The sequence below is a fragment of the Serratia rhizosphaerae genome, assembly GCF_009817885.1.
GTDB lineage: Bacteria > Pseudomonadota > Gammaproteobacteria > Enterobacterales > Enterobacteriaceae > Serratia_B > Serratia_B rhizosphaerae.
Window position 1 is genome coordinate 2,202,904 of sequence record NZ_CP041764.1, and the last position, 16,769, is coordinate 2,219,672.

A 16,769-nucleotide genomic window follows, 5' to 3' on the forward strand; every position below is an offset into this window, starting at 1 on the left:
TAAGGGCGCTATGCGCCCTTATTGCTTTACGGCTGTTGCTGATTGACCGTTTGCCCGTCCTTCGCCGTGGCCTGCAGATTACCCCGTACGGAATCCCGGAACGGCCCGTCGCTGTTTAACAGCCCCTGAACCTGCAGCTGCAGGTTGCCGTCGCCCTCCAGCGGCACCGGCTGCCAGCCCCATTGCTGCAGGGTATTGAGCGGCACCGAACGACCGGATAAAGACAGCGAAAACGGCTTGCCCGGCCGTTGCGTGACGGTTGCCTTGGCATCCAGCAGGCCATTAGGCATAAAGGCGCTCAGCTCGGTAACGGCGATTTGCCGCTGGTCCGCCGTCAGCGCCAGAGAAGGCCGGCGGACGTCGATTTTATTGAACGTTGCTTCGCTGGCGCTCAGGTTTAGCGAACCGGACCAGATTCCCCACTGACCATCGTGCGCCAGCAGCAGATTGCTGCCGTAACCGTTCAGCGATGTCAGCTGGAACGGGAACGCCGGATTGATATCGATAATCAGGTTACGGTTGGTGGTCAGCTTATTGACGTATACCTGCGACAGCCATGCCGGCAGCGGTTTGAGCCACAGCTCACGCCAGTTTTGCGGCAGCGTATACTCCAACGCCGCGACGGTGACGTCGTCCAGCTGCAAACGTTTGGTGGCGCGCAGCCAACTGCCGTTGGCGCGCAGCAGGCCGCCTTCCCAGCGCGAGGTGAATTGCTCAATGGCGATACCGGCCGGTGACAGCCGCGTACTGATAATCGGATCCACCAGATGGAAGCGGCCGTTGATAATATCGCTGGCGTTGGCATGCAATGCGCCGTTCTCGCTGCGCCAGTCTCCCTGCTGAAGCGAGACGTTTTGCAGGGACAGGTCAAGATCGTTAAACGCCCACCCCTTGCCCTCCAGCCGTGCGTCGATCAGGTCAAAGCGTTGCAGTGTGATCGGCGGCAGGGTGGTAAAGCGCTGCCAGAATTGTTCCAGCGACAGCGGCGTTTGCAGCCGCACCTTGTTCAGGCGCAGACGGTCTACCAGCCAGCTGCCGTCGGCGGCACGCGTCGCTTTACCGGTCAGGTCGCCCTGGGCCAGATCGGCGCCGAAATCTTCCAGCAGCAGCTGATGATCTTTGATTTGCCCTTGCACCAGCGCCTGAGAGGCGGGGATGCCGTTCAGGGTCAGCGAGCCGGCGCTGAACTGGAAGCGGTTGTTGTCGCCCAGCAGGTGCCCGGACTGAGGCCGCCATGGCGTAATCCCGGCGTTAACCCGCTGCGCATTAAGCTGCCAGTCGGCGTCGCCGGCATGCAATGCCATATTGTTCAGCTGCAGCACGTCGGCCTGGATCGGTAACGCCGCTGCGCCAGGTTGCACATTGAGTGTTCCGTCGTGCAGCGTCACGCTGTGGAAGTAACGCGGGTTGGTGATCTGACGCAGGCTGAGACCCAGAACGACGCGCTTGGCCGTTAACGCCTGCGGCTGGTTGGCGCGCGTCAGCGCGACGTCTTCCAGGCCGATCTGCGCCGGTTCATCCCAGGAGTGGCTGATTTTACCGAGAGAGAGGCGGTAGTCGCTGTGCCCACTCACCCAGTTGCCGATCTGACCGGCGGCCCAGCGGGTCTGCCCGACCAGATACAGTAATACGATGACGATTGCCGCCGCCACCAGCAGCCATAGCAACAGTTTCCCAATAAATTTCATCGCCTGCACACCCTAGCGGTCAAAAAAGATACCCCGTTTATGCCGCAATTGGCCGGCTATCTCAAGGGTAATGGTCTGACTGACAATAAAAAAACGGCCGCAGGCGGCCGTTTTCGACGATAAAGCCGGGTCACACGCCCCCGCAGTGGAATTATTCCTTCTCCTGCGGAAATACCAGATTCAGTACGATGGCGGTAATCCCGCCGGCGGCGATACCGGAGGAGAGCAGGGTTTTCAGCCAGTCCGGCGCGAACTGCAGAATCAGCGGCTGCTGAGAAACGCCTATACCGACCGCCAGCGACAGCGCCATAATCATGATGGCGCGGCGATTAAGCTTCTCGCGTGAAACGATACGTACGCCGGACGCGGCGATGGTGCCGAACATCACAATGGTGGCGCCGCCCAGTACCGGCTCAGGAATATGCTGCACAAAGCCGGCGACCGCCGGGAACAGACCCAGCGCGATCAGCATCAGCGCCACCACAAAGCCAACGTAGCGGCTGGCGACGCCGGTCAGTTGGATCACCCCGTTGTTCTGGCCGAAGCAGGAGTTTGGGAAGGTATTGAAGACCGCCGACAGCATGGAGTTCAAACCGTTGGCCAGCACGCCGCCCTTCAGGCGTTTCATATACAGCGGGCCGCGCACCGGCTGTTCGGATACGTCAGAGGTGGCAGTGATATCGCCGATGGTTTCCAGCGAGGTGACCATAAAGATCAGCATCAGCGGCAGCAGCAGGTTCCAGTCAAAGCCCAGCCCGTAATACAGCGGGGTGGGGATGGTGATCGACGCGCTGTTGCTGACGGGCTGGCTGGCGGGCAGCATATCGAGCGCCCAGGCCAGCAGATAGCCGACCGCCATGGCGATCACCAGCGAGGCAACGCGCAGATAGGGATTACGCTGACGGTTGAGCAAAATAATCACCGCCAGCACCGCGCCGGCCAGCAGCAGGTTTTTTGGCGCGCCGAAGGTGTGGTCGTTCATTGCCGCGTAGCCGCCGCCGATGGAGGTCAGGCCGACCTGAATCAGCGACAGGCCGATAATCATCACCACAATGCCTGATACCAGCGGCGTAATAATGCGGCGCGCCAGGTGCAGGACGCGCGACAGCAGAATCTCGGTGCAGGAGGCAACCATCAGGGTGCCGAACAGCGCCGCCATCATGGTCGGCACGTCTGCGCCGCCGTTTTTCAGCGCCATGCCGCCCATAATCAGCGGTGATACGAAGTTAAAGCTGGTGCCCTGAATCGACAGCAGGCCGGAGCCGACCGGACCCCAGGTTTTGATTTGTAAAATAGAGGCCAGACCGGAGGCGAACAGCGACATGCTGATAATGTGCTGAGTATCCTGCGCCGGCAGCCCCAGCGCCTGGCAAATCAGCAGCGCCGGCGTAATCACGGCCACGAACATCGCCAGCAGATGCTGGCCGGCGGCAAACAGCGTTTGCGGCAGCGGCGGGCGGTCTTCCAGGCGGTAGATCAGTTCGCTTTTGGGCGGGGAGGCGGAGGCGTTTTGCACGGATTCAAGCTCGGCGGATTGCATGGTCATGGTGTGGCACTTTTCCGAAACGGCAAAGCAGGCATTTTAATCGTCTGGACACTAAAAGCAAACGGTTGCGCCTAACTTTTCTTCCCCGCTTATTTTTATTTATGTCGCATTTTCATGCATTTTTTCTTGTCTTCTTAGCACTTTTTCCTTCTAATCCAGCATTCATCGAGTTTAAAAAACTAAGTGGTTTTATATAACTTATTAATATAATTGGATTTATCCCCTCACATGGAGTACCTGGATGTTTCATCTTGATACTTATGGCACTTTGGTTGCCGCAACTCTGGTTTTGCTCCTTGGGGGCAAGTGCGTTAGAAGCATTCCTCTGCTGAAAAAATACACCATTCCTGCCCCCGTCGCCGGTGGTTTGCTGGTTGCGCTGTTATTGTTGATTTTAAAAAAGACCGTTAATTGGGAAATCAGCTTCGACATGTCGCTGAAAGATCCGCTGATGCTGGCCTTCTTTGCCACCATCGGCCTTAATGCCAACCTGGCGCGGTTGCGCGCCGGTGGTAAGGCACTGGTTATCTTCCTGTTTGTGGTGCTGGGACTGTTGGTGGTGCAGAACGCCATCGGCATCGGTATGGCGAAGATGCTGGGGATGGACCCGCTGATGGGCCTGATCGCCGGTTCTATCACCCTGTCGGGCGGCCACGGCACCGGCGCTGCCTGGAGTAAGCTGTTTATCGAGCGTTACGGCTTTGAAAACGCCACCGAAGTGGCGATGGCCTGCGCCACCTTCGGCCTGGTGCTGGGCGGCCTGATTGGCGGCCCGGTGGCGCGCTATCTGGTGAAGCACTCTTCCTCGCCGGAAGGTTCGCCGGATGACAGCGTCCAGCCGAGCGGCTTTGAAAAACCGGAGAGCGGTCGTCTGATTACCTCGCTGGTGATGATTGAAACCATTGCGATGATCGCCATCTGCCTCAGCCTGGGCCAGCTTATCGCCGGCCTGCTGAGCGGCACGGTATTTGAACTGCCGAACTTCGTCTGCGTGCTGTTTGTCGGGGTGATCCTCAGCAATACGCTGGCATTCACCGGCTTTTATACCGTGTTTGAGCGTGCGGTATCGGTGCTGGGTAACGTCAGTCTGTCGCTGTTCCTGGCGATGGCGCTGATGAGCCTGCGCCTGTGGGAGCTGGCGTCACTGGCGCTGCCGATGCTGGCGATCCTGGCGGTGCAGACGCTGGTGATGGCGCTGTACGCGATTTTCGTCACCTACCGGGTGATGGGCAAAAACTATGATGCGGCAGTGCTGGCTGCCGGGCACTGCGGCTTCGGGATGGGCGCTACGCCGACCGCGATTGCCAATATGCAGGCGATTACCGATCGTTTCGGCCCATCGCACCTGGCGTTCCTGGTAGTGCCGATGGTGGGGGCGTTCTTTATCGATATCGCCAACGCCATCATTATCAAGCTGTACCTGCTGCTGCCGGTCTTCCCGGCGGTTGGCTGAGTAACCACTGGACAGCAAAAGGGCGCCTTCTCGGCGCCCTTTTTTATGCGTTGGAATAGCGTGCCTTTTCCGGCAGCCAGCGCTCAATCAGCGCCTGAGCGTGTTCGGGGTATTGCTGGTGGATATGGCGGGCAACCCGCTGTACTTCCGGGATCATCGACTGGTCGCGCAGCAGATCGGCGACTTTGAATTCGGCATTGCCGGTCTGCCGGGTGCCGAGTAGCTCGCCGGGGCCGCGAATTTCCAGATCGCGCTGGGCGATCACGAAGCCATCGTTGCTGTCGCGCAGCACCTGCAGGCGCTTCTGCGCGGTTTTACTCAGCGGGGTTTTGTACAGCAGTACGCAGTGTGAGGCGACCGCGCCGCGACCTACGCGGCCACGCAGCTGGTGCAGCTGCGCCAGGCCCAGCCGCTCCGGGTTTTCAATAATCATCAGGCTGGCGTTCGGCACATCGACGCCGACTTCGATCACCGTGGTGGCAACCAGCAGCTGCAGCTCCCCCTGCTTGAAGGCCTGCATCACCGCCTGTTTTTCCTGCGCCTTCATCCGGCCGTGCACCAGCGCCACCTTCAGCTCCGGCAGCGCCGCTTTCAGCTCTTCCCAGGTGGCTTCCGCCGCCTGCGCTTCCAGCAGTTCGGACTCTTCAATCAGCGTGCAGACCCAGTAAGCCTGACGGCCTTCCTGCTGGCAGGCGTTTCTGACGCGTTCGATAATATCTGCCCGGCGGGTATCCGGGATCGCCACCGTGGTGACCGGCGTGCGGCCCGGCGGCAGTTCATCGATGACCGAGGTGTCCAGATCGGCATAGGCGGTCATCGCCAGCGTGCGTGGGATCGGTGTGGCGGTCATGATCAACTGGTGGGCATGGAAACCCTGCTCTTCACCTTTTTCCCACAGCGCCAGACGCTGATGGACGCCAAAGCGGTGCTGTTCATCAATGATAACCAGCGCCAGCCCGTTGAACTGAACCTGCTCCTGAAAAATGGCGTGGGTGCCGACCACCATCGAAACCTGACCGCTGGCGATCGCTTCCTGCTGCGCGATGCGCGCTTTGCCTTTCTGCTTCCCGGCCAGCCAGCCGACTTCAATGCCCAACGGCGCAAACCATTGGCGGAAGTTATTGGCATGCTGTTCCGCCAGCAGCTCGGTCGGCGCCATCAGCGCCACCTGCTTACCGTGGGCAATGGCGCGCAGCGCGGCCAGCGCCGCCACCAGCGTTTTCCCGGAGCCGACGTCGCCCTGAACCAGACGCATCATCGGGAAATCTTTTTGCATATCAGCTTCGATATCCGCCACCACGCGCTGTTGCGCACCGGTCGGGGCAAACGGCAACTGGGCCAGAAACGCTTTTTTCAATCTGCCGTCCGGCAGCAGCGGCTGGGCGTGATAACTCTGCGTGCCGGCGCGTACCGCCAGCATGCTGAGGTTGTGTGCCAGCAGCTCTTCCATAATCAGCCGTTTCTGCGCCGGATGTTTGCCCAATTCCAGATCGGCCAGCTGGATATCCGGCGGCGGACGATGCAGCGTATGCAGCGCCTGCGGCAGGCTCATCAGGCCGCCGCTCAGTTCCGGCGGCAGCAGTTCGGTAATGGCGCAGGTATCCAGCAGCTCCAGCGCCTGATCGGTCAGCTTACGCAGCGTAGCCTGACGGACGCCTTCGGTTGTGGGGTAGACCGGCGTCAGCGAGGCCTGCAGCTCGACGTCGTCATGTTCGCCCTGCAGGCGGTATTCCGGATGAATGATTTCCGCACCGTGGTTGCCGCGCTTGATTTCCCCGTAGGCGGTAACGCGGCGCCCGGTCGCCAGGCTGTTTTTCATCGCCGCGTTGAAATTGAAAAAGCGCATGGTGAGGATGCCGGTGCCGTCGCTGATTTGGCAGGTGAGCATACGGCGGCGGCCAAAACTGATATCGCTGCGCAGTACTTCGCCTTCTACCGTGGCGAAAATGCCCGGCAGCAGGTCATTGATGGGGTACAGGCGGGTGCGGTCTTCGTAACGCAGCGGCAGGTGCAGCAGCAGATCCTGAATGGTTTCCAACCCGATTTTAGCCAGCTTGGCTGCCTGGCTGGCGCCAACGCCGGTCAACGTGGTGAGCGGAACCGCATCCAGCAGGCGGCCTTTCATCTGCGCACCGTTGCTTGCATGGCGGCCCACCATTCGGCCTCGGCGATCACTGCGCCGTTTTCATCGATATGGGGGCGCGGCAGGCCTTTACGCTTGGCGACGTTGGCCAGCACCGGGTAGCCGCCCTCAAACAGCAGGCGCTGTTGCTCTTCAGCATCCAGCATGCTGCGATCGCGGCGGTACATGCCGGCATTTTGGCGCTGTCGCTGCGCTTCGTACAGGATCAGGGCGGAAGCCACGGAGACGTTGAGCGATTGCACCATGCCGATCATCGGAATGATGATGTCCTGGTCGGCAAGCTGCAGCGCTTCTTCGGTGATGCCGGTTTTTTCCTGCCCGAGCAGAATACAGGTTGGGCGGGTGTAGTCGATATCACGAAAATCCACCGCGCGGTCAGACAGGTGCGTCGCCAGAATTTGCATGCCCTGGCCCTTCATATGGCCGACCGCATCGCCGATGGTAGGGTGCGTTTTTACGTTGACCCAGCTGTTGCTGCCGGCGGCGGAAGAAACCAGCGTCCGCATGCGGGTGGTTGGCCAAACGGCATGAACCTGATGCACGCCGACGGCGTCGGCGGTACGGATAATTGCGGAGACGTTATGCGGTTTGTGAACCTGTTCCAGACAAACCGTCAGATCCGGTTGACGGGTGGCGAGCATTTCACAAATCCGCGCATAGCGTTCGGGGCTCATAGGCGCTAGTTTCGGTTACGGTTAACTTTGATTACATCCGGCATGATACGGATTTTACGCATGATATTTGCCAGATGGATGCGATCGCGAGTGGTCAGGCGGATAAAGGCGCTGTAGACCCGGCCGTCTTTCTCTTCAGTATTCAGGCTTTGAATATTGGACTCAGCTGCATTGATCGCCGCCGTCAGGTTGGCCAACGCCCCCTGGTGGTTAAACATATCCACTTTGATTTCGGCGATGAATTCTTGCTCGGTTTCCTTATCCCACTCGACCGCCATGAACTTTTCCGGTTCTTTCTGGTAACCGCGGATGTTGCGGCAGGATTCATGGTGGATCACCAGCCCTTTGCCCGGGCTGACATGGGCGATAATCGGGTCGCCCGGAATCGGCCGGCAGCACTTGGCAAAGGTGATCAATACGCCGTCGGCGCCTTTGATGGCCAGGTTGCGCACGCCGGAAGAGGCGCCGAGGCTGGATTGGTCGCCCTGCAGGTTTTTCGCCACCACCACGCTCATGGCGTTGCCGAGGCCGATTTCCGCCAGCAGATCGTCCAGCGTCGCCAGCTTCATGCGCTCCAGCTCGTGCTGAATATTTTCCTGCGGGATTTCGGCCAGCTTGCGACTGCCGCCCAGCGCATGGTTCAGCAGACGACGGCCGAGGTTGACGGAGTCGTCGCGCTTAAGGTTCTTCAGCATCTGGCGGATTTTGGCGCGCGCTTTTGAGCTGACGACAAAGTTCAGCCAGGCGGCATTCGGCCGTGCGCCCGGCGCGGTGATGATTTCCACCGTCTGGCCGCTGGTGAGCGCCTGCGACAGCGGGTAAGGCTGGCGGTCGACGCGGGCGCCGACGCAGGCATGGCCGATATCGGTATGCACGGCGTAAGCGAAGTCGACCGGCGTGGCGCCGGCCGGCAGTTCGACGATGCGGCCTTCCGGGGTGAAAACGTAAATCTCATCCGGGAACAGATCGGATTTAACGCTTTCAATAAATTCGAAGGAGCTGCCGGCGCTTTGCTGCAGCTCCAGCAGGCTTTGCATCCAGCGCTGGGCGCGGATTTGCGCGGTAGTGCCGCTCTCGCCCTGTTCTTTGTACGCCCAGTGCGCCGCCACCCCCATTTCCGCCATCTGATCCATATCTTCGGTACGGATCTGCACTTCGACCGGCACGCCGTGCGGCCCGATCAGCGAAGTATGCAACGACTGGTAGCCGTTGGCCTTGGGAATGGCGATATAGTCTTTAACCCGCCCCGGGCGCGGTTTGTACAGGCTATGCACCTGGCCCAGCACGCGGTAACAGGTATCCACTTCTTTGACGATCACCCGGAACGCATAGATATCCATAATCGAATGGAAGCGCTGTTCTTTCAGGTGCATCTTGCAGTAAATGGAGTAGAGGTGTTTTTCCCGTCCGCTGACGCGGCAGGCGATGCCGGCTTCGGTTAACCGTCCTTCGATCTCGGAAAGAATCTTTTGGATCATTTCCTTACGGTTGCCGCGCGCGGCCTTGACCACTTCCTTGATGACGCGGTAGCGGTTAGGGTAAAGCGCCTCAAAACCCAGCTCTTCCAGCTCGGTTTTCAGGTGATGGATGCCCAGGCGGTGCGCCAGCGGGCTGTAGATTTCCAGGGTTTCACGCGCGATGCGCCGGCGTTTGTCCGGGCGCAGCGAACCGAGGGTGCGCATATTGTGCGTACGGTCGGCCAGCTTGATCAGCACGACGCGGATATCCTGCACCATCGCCATGATCATCTTGCGGAAGTTTTCCGCCTGCGCTTCTTTTTTATCCTGGAATTTGAGCTTGTCGAGCTTGGATACGCCTTCAACCAGTTCGGCGACGCTTTTGCCGAACAGCTGTTCCATATCCTGATAGGTTGCCGGGGTGTCTTCAATGACATCATGCAGCAGGGCGGCCATCAGCGTCTCGTAATCGAGACGCATCTCCGCCAGGATGCAGGCCACGGCGACCGGGTGAGTAATATAAGGCTCACCGCTGGAGCGTGTCTGACCCTCGTGAGCATCACGCGCGACGAGGTATGCCTGTTTGAGGCGCTTAATTTGCTCCTCAGGCAGGTAACGTTGAATCAGCTGGTTAAGGCTTTCAAACAGGTACAAGGCAGACTCGCTATTTAATTAACGACGGCCTTCAGCAATCGCGGTAACCGCCTGAATTTCTGCGGCTTCCTGCTCTTGCTGCTCCTGGCGCTCACGCACATCGAGGATCTGGCTGTTGATCAGGCCTTCTTCGATTTCGCGCAGAGCGATAACGGTGTACTTATCGTTCTCTTCAGGAACCAGCGCGTCTTTGCCGCCGACCTGGATTTGACGTGCCCGACGAGCAGCGACCAACACCAGGTCAAAACGGTTACCAATTTTCTCTACAGCGTCTTGAACAGTTACGCGTGCCATATTTGTGCTACTCCACAGGTGACGAAAAGACTGGGCATAATACTGAAACTGTCTTCAGTCTGCCAATAGTTTGCTGATTAAAGCGTCATGTCGCAGCATTTGCCGACCTAAACGCAAGCGCTCGGCGCGAATAATGGTTTTCAGATCGGACAGCGCCAGATCGAAATCATCGTTCACGATTAAATAATCATACTCCGCATAGTGCGTCATTTCCGCTACCGCCTGCGCCATGCGCTTGGCGATCACCTCATCGGAGTCCTGCCCGCGGCCGCGCAGGCGGCGGCCCAGCTCTTCCTTCGACGGCGGCAGGATAAAGATGCTGCGCGCCTGCGGCATCTTGGCGCGAATTTGCTGCGCGCCCTGCCAGTCGATATCCAGGAAAACATCCACGCCGGTCGCCAGCACCTGCTCGATAGCCGCGCGCGAGGTGCCGTAGTAGTTGCCGAACACTTCGGCGTGCTCAAGGAAGGCATCCTGCGCAATCATGCGGCGGAATTCGTCGTGCGACACAAAGAAATAGTGTTCGCCATGATTTTCACCCGGGCGACTGTCGCGCGTGGTGTGTGAAACCGAAACCTGCGTGTCGTACAGCGGTTGGGTCTTTAACAAAGCCTGAATCAGACTTGATTTACCTGCGCCGCTGGGTGCAGAGACAATATAAAGCGTGCCTTGAGCCATGATGATGTTCGTTGATAGCGGTTGATGTGCCAATTACAGCAGATGTGTATTTTCTCCGCACAGTATACACGGCTAACGCCGCTGATGCAGCGTTTGCGCGCATTTTGCCCGCGGCTTTGGCGGAAAAACACGGCGAAAATTACAAAGTGCCTTGCGTATCGCGTTATTTCGATGGTTTTTCGCAAACGAAAATTTATTTTGCGATGTGTTTTGCGACCGATGATTTTATGCGTCGCCGCCGCGCTGAAAAGCGGATTTACTGCATGGCACCAGGGAGGAGGAATGAAAGGACACCTTTTTTACGGCGCCGTGTTTTTTATTCTCGCGATGGTCATCTCCGTCGGCGCGCAGGCAGAAACCTGCCCGCACTGGCCGGCGGAGCGCCTGCGCAATGAACTGAATGCTTTGGAAGAGCAGCTGGTGCGCTGGGACGCGGCCTATTATCAACGCGGGAAAAGTTTGATTAGCGACGAACTTTACGACAGCCTGCGGCAAAAACAGCGATTTTGGCGAGTTTGCGCCGGCCGGACGGGGGTAATTCCTCTGCCTCAGTTACCGGCGGGAAAGGTGCCTCATCCGGTCGCCCATACCGGGCTGCGTAAGCTGGCCGATCGCCGGGCGGTTGCCCAATGGCTGGCGGAGCGCCGCGACGTGTGGCTGCAGCCCAAGGTTGACGGCGTCGCCGTGACGCTGGTGTACCGGCACGGTAAACTGGCGCAGGCGATCAGTCGCGGCAACGGCAGGCTGGGCGAAGACTGGCTGGAAAAGGTCAGGGCAATCCCCGGCGTGCCGTTAACGTTGGCGAACGCGCCGGACCTTCTGGTGCTGCAGGGAGAGCTGTTTTTGCTGATGACCGGTCATCGTCAGCAGCTGCATGGCGGCGTCAACGCACGCGCCAGCGTTGCCGGTACATTGATGCGTAATCAGCCCTCTGAGCGGCTTACGCAGCTGGGCATTTTCATCTGGGCCTGGCCCGACGGCCCGCCCGCGATGTCGCAGCGGCTGGCGCAGCTGGCGGCGTGGGGGTTTACGCTGGCGCGCGACTATACGCAGCCGGTGAGTTCGGTTGAAGACGTTATCCGTTGGCGTGACGCCTGGTTTGCCAGCCCCTTGCCCTTTGTGACCGATGGCGTGGTGCTGCATCAGGCAAGTTCGCCGTCCGGGCGCTACTGGCGTAATAAGCCGGCGTTGTGGGCGGTAGCGTGGAAATATACGCCGGCAGAGCAGGTGACGCGCGTGGAACAGGTGATGTTCCGCATCGGCCGTACCGGTAAAATTACGGTGGTGCTGGCGCTGGACCCTCTGCGGCTGGATGACAAGTGGATACGGCGCGTCAATATCGGTTCGCTTGCCCGCTGGCGGTATTGGGACATCGTGCCTGGCGATCAGGTTGCCGTCAGCCTGAAGGGGCAAGGAGTTCCTCTGGTTACCCGCGTGGCATGGCGCAGCGTGGAACGGCCGGTGCGGACGGCGCCGGATGCCGCGCGCTACCACGCGTTCAGTTGCTTTACCCTGCAGGAAGGCTGTCGGCAGCAGTTTATCGCACGACTGGTGTGGCTGAGCGGCCCGCAGGGGCTGATGATGAACGGCGTCAGTGAGGCCAGTTGGCGGATGTTGGTCGACCATGGGCAGGTAAAAGAGCTGGCGGACTGGCTGATGCTGACGCCGGAGAGTTTGCGGACGCTGCCGGGGATGGGGGATAAGCAGGCACGGCGTCTCTATCAGCAATTTATGCTGGCGCGGCGGCAACCTTTCAGTCGCTGGCTGCTGGCGCTGGGGGCGCCGCTGTCGTCCGAGCAACTTGCCGATGTGACGGGGTGGCAACAGGCCAAAAGGCTGCCGCCGCACATATGGCAGCGGCAGGCCGGCATCGGGGACAAACGGGCGGCGCAACTGGTTGAATTCTTCCGACAGCCGGCGCTACTGCGCGTGACAAATATCCTGCGGCAGCAGCATATCGCCGGTTTTGCCGGCGATGCGGTTAGTGATCCGGATGCTGATAATTGAAAACGGGCAGCCCAAGCCGGAAGCGCAGGGCAAGCAGGCGCGCACTCAGGCCGGCAAACAGCGTAATCAGCACCACGACGTTATGCGGCAGGTCGAGGTACTGCAGGCCGATATAGAGCCAGGCCGCAGCGAAAGCGATACCGCCGTAAATCTCTTTTTGGAAGACCAGCGGGATGCGGTTGCAGAACATATCGCGCAATACTCCGCCGAACACGCCGGTGATCACCGCGGCAATGGCGGCGATGATCGGGCTGTGGCCCATATCCAGCGCCACCTGCGCGCCGATAATGGAGAACACGATCAGGCCGACGGCATCCAGCACCAGAAACAGCCGGCGCAGATGGCGCATCAGCGGGGCGAGCCAGGTGGTGACGATGGCGGCAATGGCGACAATCACGATGTACTCGGGGTGTTTAACCCAGCCAAGAGGGTAATGGCCAAGCAGAACATCGCGCACCGAGCCGCCGCCGATCGCTGTGGCGGAGGCGATGATCAGCACGCCGAACATATCCATCTGACGGCGGCCGGCAGCCAGCGCGCCGGTCATGGCTTCTGCGGTGATGCCAATGATATAAAGGATACTCAGTAACATGGGGAATTCGCTGTGCGGCTAGAACGGAACTTTTAACTGAAGGGTAATGATCAACCTATTATGTCGCCACTGAGTTTTTCTCACCGATATCAATTCGGATTACTATAACTAATGTCAAAGCGTGGTTTCTTCTCTGCTTACAGCATTGTTGCCGTTTTTTATTAAAACTCAGGCATAAATTATCTCGTGCTGATTTCCTGGTGAAACTATTTGTGCACTAGCCCGCGCCGTGCGGCGCGGGGCTGGCGTTACTTCGCCTGCGCCAGAATATTGCCCTCCCATCCTTGCTGCGCGTAGTCATTCAGGTGCTTGATTTGCCGTACCGGTTGGCCTTGGCTAAAGTTGATATCGTGTAGCGATACCCAGACCTGTGAGGCCGCGAAGGTCGATTTGAAGTGATATTCGCCGTGGCTCAGGTCGGAAATTGCGGTCCAGTAGGTGCCGATGCCTTTATTTTGCTCCGGGCGTTTACTGTATTTTTCATACATATCGGACACTTTCTGTTCGTCAGGCTCTGCCGGCGAACCGATCGGGTAAGCCACGTTGTTGATGACCGATAAAATAAATCCCTGAGCCTGATCTTTGTTATCCGGCTGCGGTAGGTTTTGTAAATCGTAGCTGGCGCGCACCAGACGTTCATCTGCTTCCAGCCCGCCGGGAATGTCGCGGCGTTTGGCGTGCTGGTATTTAGCCAGGTTTTTCAGTTGTTGCGCATAAGACGGCGGATTGGTCATCACCCGGTAGTTTTTGTCGTGATAAACATTAACTTTGCCGTTATCAATCTCAATAATCGCGGAATCACCGCTAACGTCTTCAATGGCGATATGTTTGGTGTCGGAGGCGTAATCAATCGGCAGGCGTGCGGCGACCAGACGCACATCGTTGCGGATCGCATTTACTGCCTGATCGACGGTAGCGTAATTGTCCAGAATATAACTGAGCCAGGCGCGGCTTTCGAGAACCGGTTTATCCTGGTTGCCTTGCTGAACCTGGCTGCCGTTCATATAAAACAGCGTATGCCCCGCCAACCCTTTTTCATTCATGCCATCCATCGGGAATACGCCATCGGCATAGACCACCACGCTGCCGTAGCGGGTTTGCCAGTGGGCGGCATTCTTACTGTCGCCGCCGTTATGCGCCACGCCGCGCGGGGTGATCACCAAAGAGGGATCGACCGGGCCGAAGAAATCCAGGTTACGGGCGCTGACCATATAGCCGGGGTACATATTCATAAACGCGCGGGTGCAGGCCTGTGCGCCGGTGGTCAGGCTGGCGCTGAGTATCGCGCCGGCCAGCAGCGCTGATGCGCTGGAAGCAAATTTTTTCATGTTATCTCCTTACCATTATGCGAGGGGTGCCCGGGGATGGTAAGGCGTGGGTCGCGCGGCCAAGAGTGACTTAATGGGGGAAAATCCCCCGAACCGGACAGGATCATCAGTGGAAAAGATTCGATTTTCTTTAGCCCAGATAGAAGCGTTTGCCAGCGTATGTGAGAGCGGCAATTTAACGCGGGCAGCCAAACGCCTGGGGAAAGATCGTACAACCGTCGGCGAACTGGTCGAGTACCTGGAGCTGGACTTGGGCTATGCGCTGTTCGATCGCCATACGCGCCCGCTGCGGTTAACGGATGCCGGGCAGCGCCTGTATCGTCAGGCGAGATTATTTCTGCAGGAAGCGGAAACCTTTTGCCAACTGGCGGAGCATATTCCGCAGCAGGTTCGCCAGCGCGTGGTGCTGTGCTATGACGCGTTTACGCCAAGGTCGTTTTTGAGCGCGCTGTCGGCGGCGCTGTATCAGCAGGGTATTGCACTGGATCTGCGCATGATGGAAAGGACGGAGGCGGAAGAGCTGCTGGCAGGCGGGGCGGCGCACCTGGGCGTCTATCAGGCGCTTAATCGCAGCATCAGCGATCGGTTTAAATGGCGGGCGTTAGGGGCGTTGGAGATGGCGGTGTATGCCCGCGAGGGGTTCTTTCCTGATGCCGACCCGACTCCGCTGATTGCGCTGGCTGCACACACTCAGCTTATTCCGTTCAGCGACCTGCCGGATGCCATGGCCAAGCGCTTACAGATCTCTGACCGTATCCGGGTCATCAATGAATTGCCGCTGCTGCAGGCATCGCTGAGCGCCGGACAGGGCTGGGCATTTTTACCGACGCATTTTCAGGCCCAGCAATGGCCGGCGGTAAGCCGGCTCGACACCGAGCTGGGCCAGAGCGGCCTGACGCACCCGATGGTTGCGCTCTGGAAGCCGGGCGCCGATGATGAGTTGCTGCGGTTGATTGAGCAGATACAGTGGATATACCGCGAGGAGTCTTAGGCGGTTCCGGTGGAGAATATTGCAGAGGCTGTGGCTGATTTTTCCTTAATGCTTAATATGCTATAGAAAATTATTCAACTAAGACCAAGGAGTCGCCTCGTCGTGGTTGGATCATTGTGACGTCAAATTCAGACTTTTCTGTAATAGGGTGTATTACTTTTATTTTTAAGGTTAAAAGGTTAGTGGTCCATGTCTATTATTTGAAACAGTTTTGCTCTAATGTGGGGCCGTGGCATGATGAAAATAAATACTATAGAGTGTTGATGTTCTGGAGGGAGAGTGAGAGTTATCTCTGATTTAATATTTGTTACTGTTATTAGCATTGTTTTATATGCATTTATTTCTATTGCCTTAAAAGATTGGAGGAATAAAAAAGAAAAGAGAGAGGTTGAGAGGGATGGAGTTGAAGTGTTAGGCAAAATAACACGTTCATATACTCGTTCAGGTGGAACATCTGGTGTTATTAACGTAATTATTGATTTTTCTTACTCAGCGGAGAATGGTCAGGTATTTAAAGGTAAAAAAGAAATAGCTATAAAAGATATTTGCATTGATAAGTATCGGGTTGGGGAAAAACTCGCATTACGTTATGCTAGGAATGACCCTTCAAAGGTTACCCATATCACGGATAACCCTTTCTGTTAGTCCTGATGGTTAATTTATTGTAATCCTCGCAACTAGAATGTATCGGTAAAACCATGGCTGTGATTTGTTCTATATATTTAAATGTGCACGGAGAATAAACTTGAGTATATTATATTTTATTCAGCACTATCCCATATCAATATTGCATATATCTATAGTTTCTCTAATTATATTTTTTATTGTATTTTTTTTAGTTAAAGGTATTTTGAGTGAAAGAGGAAAGGGAAATGTCCGAAGAAATGGAGTGAGTGTTATAGGTGATATTAAAAAGTATTATGAAAGCCCTGGGAGTAGCATAGATCTTATTAATATTACCTTGGAGTTTGAGTTTCAAACAGAAGAAGGAATCTGTAAAATAGGAAGAGTTAATATGGTTATTAGAAAGAGTGATGTAAGCGATTATCAAGCTGGAAAAAAGATACCGTTGCGTTATTCTAAAAACGATGTTAATACTGTTGTAGTTGACGCTCCCCAGCCGTTTCTTGCTCGATAATGGCATCAGGGAATAGGATTCTTGGTGTTTATTAAGAAACTGGTTGGAACTTTCAATTAGAATGGATTGTTATCTGTTAGTTTTCTTAGGTGTAAATATAAAACACCTATAACCAATATATTTAAC

Annotated in this window: 14 protein-coding genes; 5 read left to right on the forward strand and 9 right to left on the reverse strand. The window is 57.1% G+C overall.

Annotated features, from left to right (window positions below):
* Positions 1–26: 26 nt before the first annotated feature.
* Together FO014_RS10225 and FO014_RS10230 are read right to left on the reverse strand one after the other, a co-directional pair.
* Complete coding sequence (locus tag FO014_RS10225) at positions 27–1,688, reverse strand: AsmA family protein (RefSeq protein ID WP_160029396.1); 1,662 nt, start codon at positions 1,686–1,688, stop codon at positions 27–29.
* Positions 1,689–1,839: 151 nt separating this feature from the next.
* Entirely contained in the window at positions 1,840–3,234 is a 1,395-nt protein-coding gene (locus FO014_RS10230) for a nucleobase:cation symporter-2 family protein (RefSeq protein WP_160029398.1), read from the reverse strand.
* 241 nt (positions 3,235–3,475) lie between these two features.
* Between FO014_RS10230 and gltS the strand changes: the two genes are divergently transcribed.
* A complete protein-coding gene (gene gltS, locus FO014_RS10235; protein ID WP_105233104.1) occupies positions 3,476–4,687 on the forward strand; it encodes a sodium/glutamate symporter in 1,212 nt (403 codons plus the stop codon).
* A 43-nt stretch (positions 4,688–4,730) separates the two neighbouring features.
* Here the strand turns inward: gltS and recG are convergent, their stop codons facing one another.
* The 5 genes from recG to gmk are packed head-to-tail and all read right to left on the reverse strand — an operon-like array spanning position 4,731 to position 10,587.
* Complete coding sequence (gene recG, locus FO014_RS10240) at positions 4,731–6,812, reverse strand: ATP-dependent DNA helicase RecG (protein WP_160029400.1); 2,082 nt, start codon at positions 6,810–6,812, stop codon at positions 4,731–4,733.
* Positions 6,809–7,504 carry a tRNA (guanosine(18)-2'-O)-methyltransferase TrmH gene (trmH, locus tag FO014_RS10245; protein ID WP_105233103.1) on the reverse strand — a complete coding sequence of 232 codons (696 nt, stop codon included), beginning with the start codon at positions 7,502–7,504 and terminating at the stop codon, positions 6,809–6,811. The genes recG and trmH overlap by 4 nt, the downstream gene beginning before the upstream one ends.
* A 5-nt stretch (positions 7,505–7,509) precedes the next feature.
* Positions 7,510–9,615 carry a bifunctional GTP diphosphokinase/guanosine-3',5'-bis pyrophosphate 3'-pyrophosphohydrolase gene (gene spoT / locus FO014_RS10250; protein WP_015962388.1) on the reverse strand — a complete coding sequence of 702 codons (2,106 nt, stop codon included), beginning with the start codon at positions 9,613–9,615 and terminating at the stop codon, positions 7,510–7,512.
* Between the two features lie 18 nt (positions 9,616–9,633).
* The gene (gene rpoZ, locus FO014_RS10255; protein ID WP_015962387.1) at positions 9,634–9,909 is read right to left on the reverse strand and encodes a DNA-directed RNA polymerase subunit omega; all 276 of its coding nucleotides are present in this window, start codon (positions 9,907–9,909) and stop codon (positions 9,634–9,636) included.
* Between the two features lie 54 nt (positions 9,910–9,963).
* Entirely contained in the window at positions 9,964–10,587 is a 624-nt protein-coding gene (gmk, locus tag FO014_RS10260; protein ID WP_015962386.1) for a guanylate kinase, read from the reverse strand.
* A gap of 282 nt (positions 10,588–10,869) precedes the next feature.
* On the opposite strand from gmk, the gene ligB reads away from it, so the two are divergent.
* Positions 10,870–12,594 carry an NAD-dependent DNA ligase LigB gene (gene ligB / locus FO014_RS10265; protein ID WP_160029402.1) on the forward strand — a complete coding sequence of 575 codons (1,725 nt, stop codon included), beginning with the start codon at positions 10,870–10,872 and terminating at the stop codon, positions 12,592–12,594.
* Here ligB and FO014_RS10270 read toward each other — a convergent pair.
* Together FO014_RS10270 and FO014_RS10275 are read right to left on the reverse strand one after the other, a co-directional pair.
* Entirely contained in the window at positions 12,569–13,186 is a 618-nt protein-coding gene (locus tag FO014_RS10270) for a trimeric intracellular cation channel family protein (RefSeq protein WP_105233101.1), read from the reverse strand. The two genes, ligB and FO014_RS10270, sit on opposite strands and share 26 nt — an antisense overlap.
* A 248-nt stretch (positions 13,187–13,434) precedes the next feature.
* Positions 13,435–14,514 (reverse strand): linear amide C-N hydrolase, encoded by a 1,080-nt coding sequence (locus FO014_RS10275; protein WP_160029404.1) that lies wholly within the window; start codon positions 14,512–14,514, stop codon positions 13,435–13,437.
* Between the two features lie 109 nt (positions 14,515–14,623).
* Here FO014_RS10275 and FO014_RS10280 point away from each other — a divergent pair, with 109 nt between their 5' ends.
* From FO014_RS10280 to FO014_RS10290, 3 genes are all read left to right on the forward strand, one after another.
* Positions 14,624–15,505, forward strand: a complete 882-nt coding sequence (locus FO014_RS10280; RefSeq protein WP_160029406.1) for a LysR family transcriptional regulator — start codon at positions 14,624–14,626, stop codon at positions 15,503–15,505.
* Positions 15,506–15,784: 279 nt separating this feature from the next.
* Positions 15,785–16,150, forward strand: coding sequence for a DUF3592 domain-containing protein (locus FO014_RS10285; RefSeq protein ID WP_160029408.1), 366 nt, complete (start codon positions 15,785–15,787; stop codon positions 16,148–16,150).
* 100 nt (positions 16,151–16,250) lie between these two features.
* Positions 16,251–16,643, forward strand: coding sequence for a hypothetical protein (locus FO014_RS10290; protein ID WP_160029410.1), 393 nt, complete (start codon positions 16,251–16,253; stop codon positions 16,641–16,643).
* The last annotated feature ends 126 nt before the right edge of the window (positions 16,644–16,769 follow it).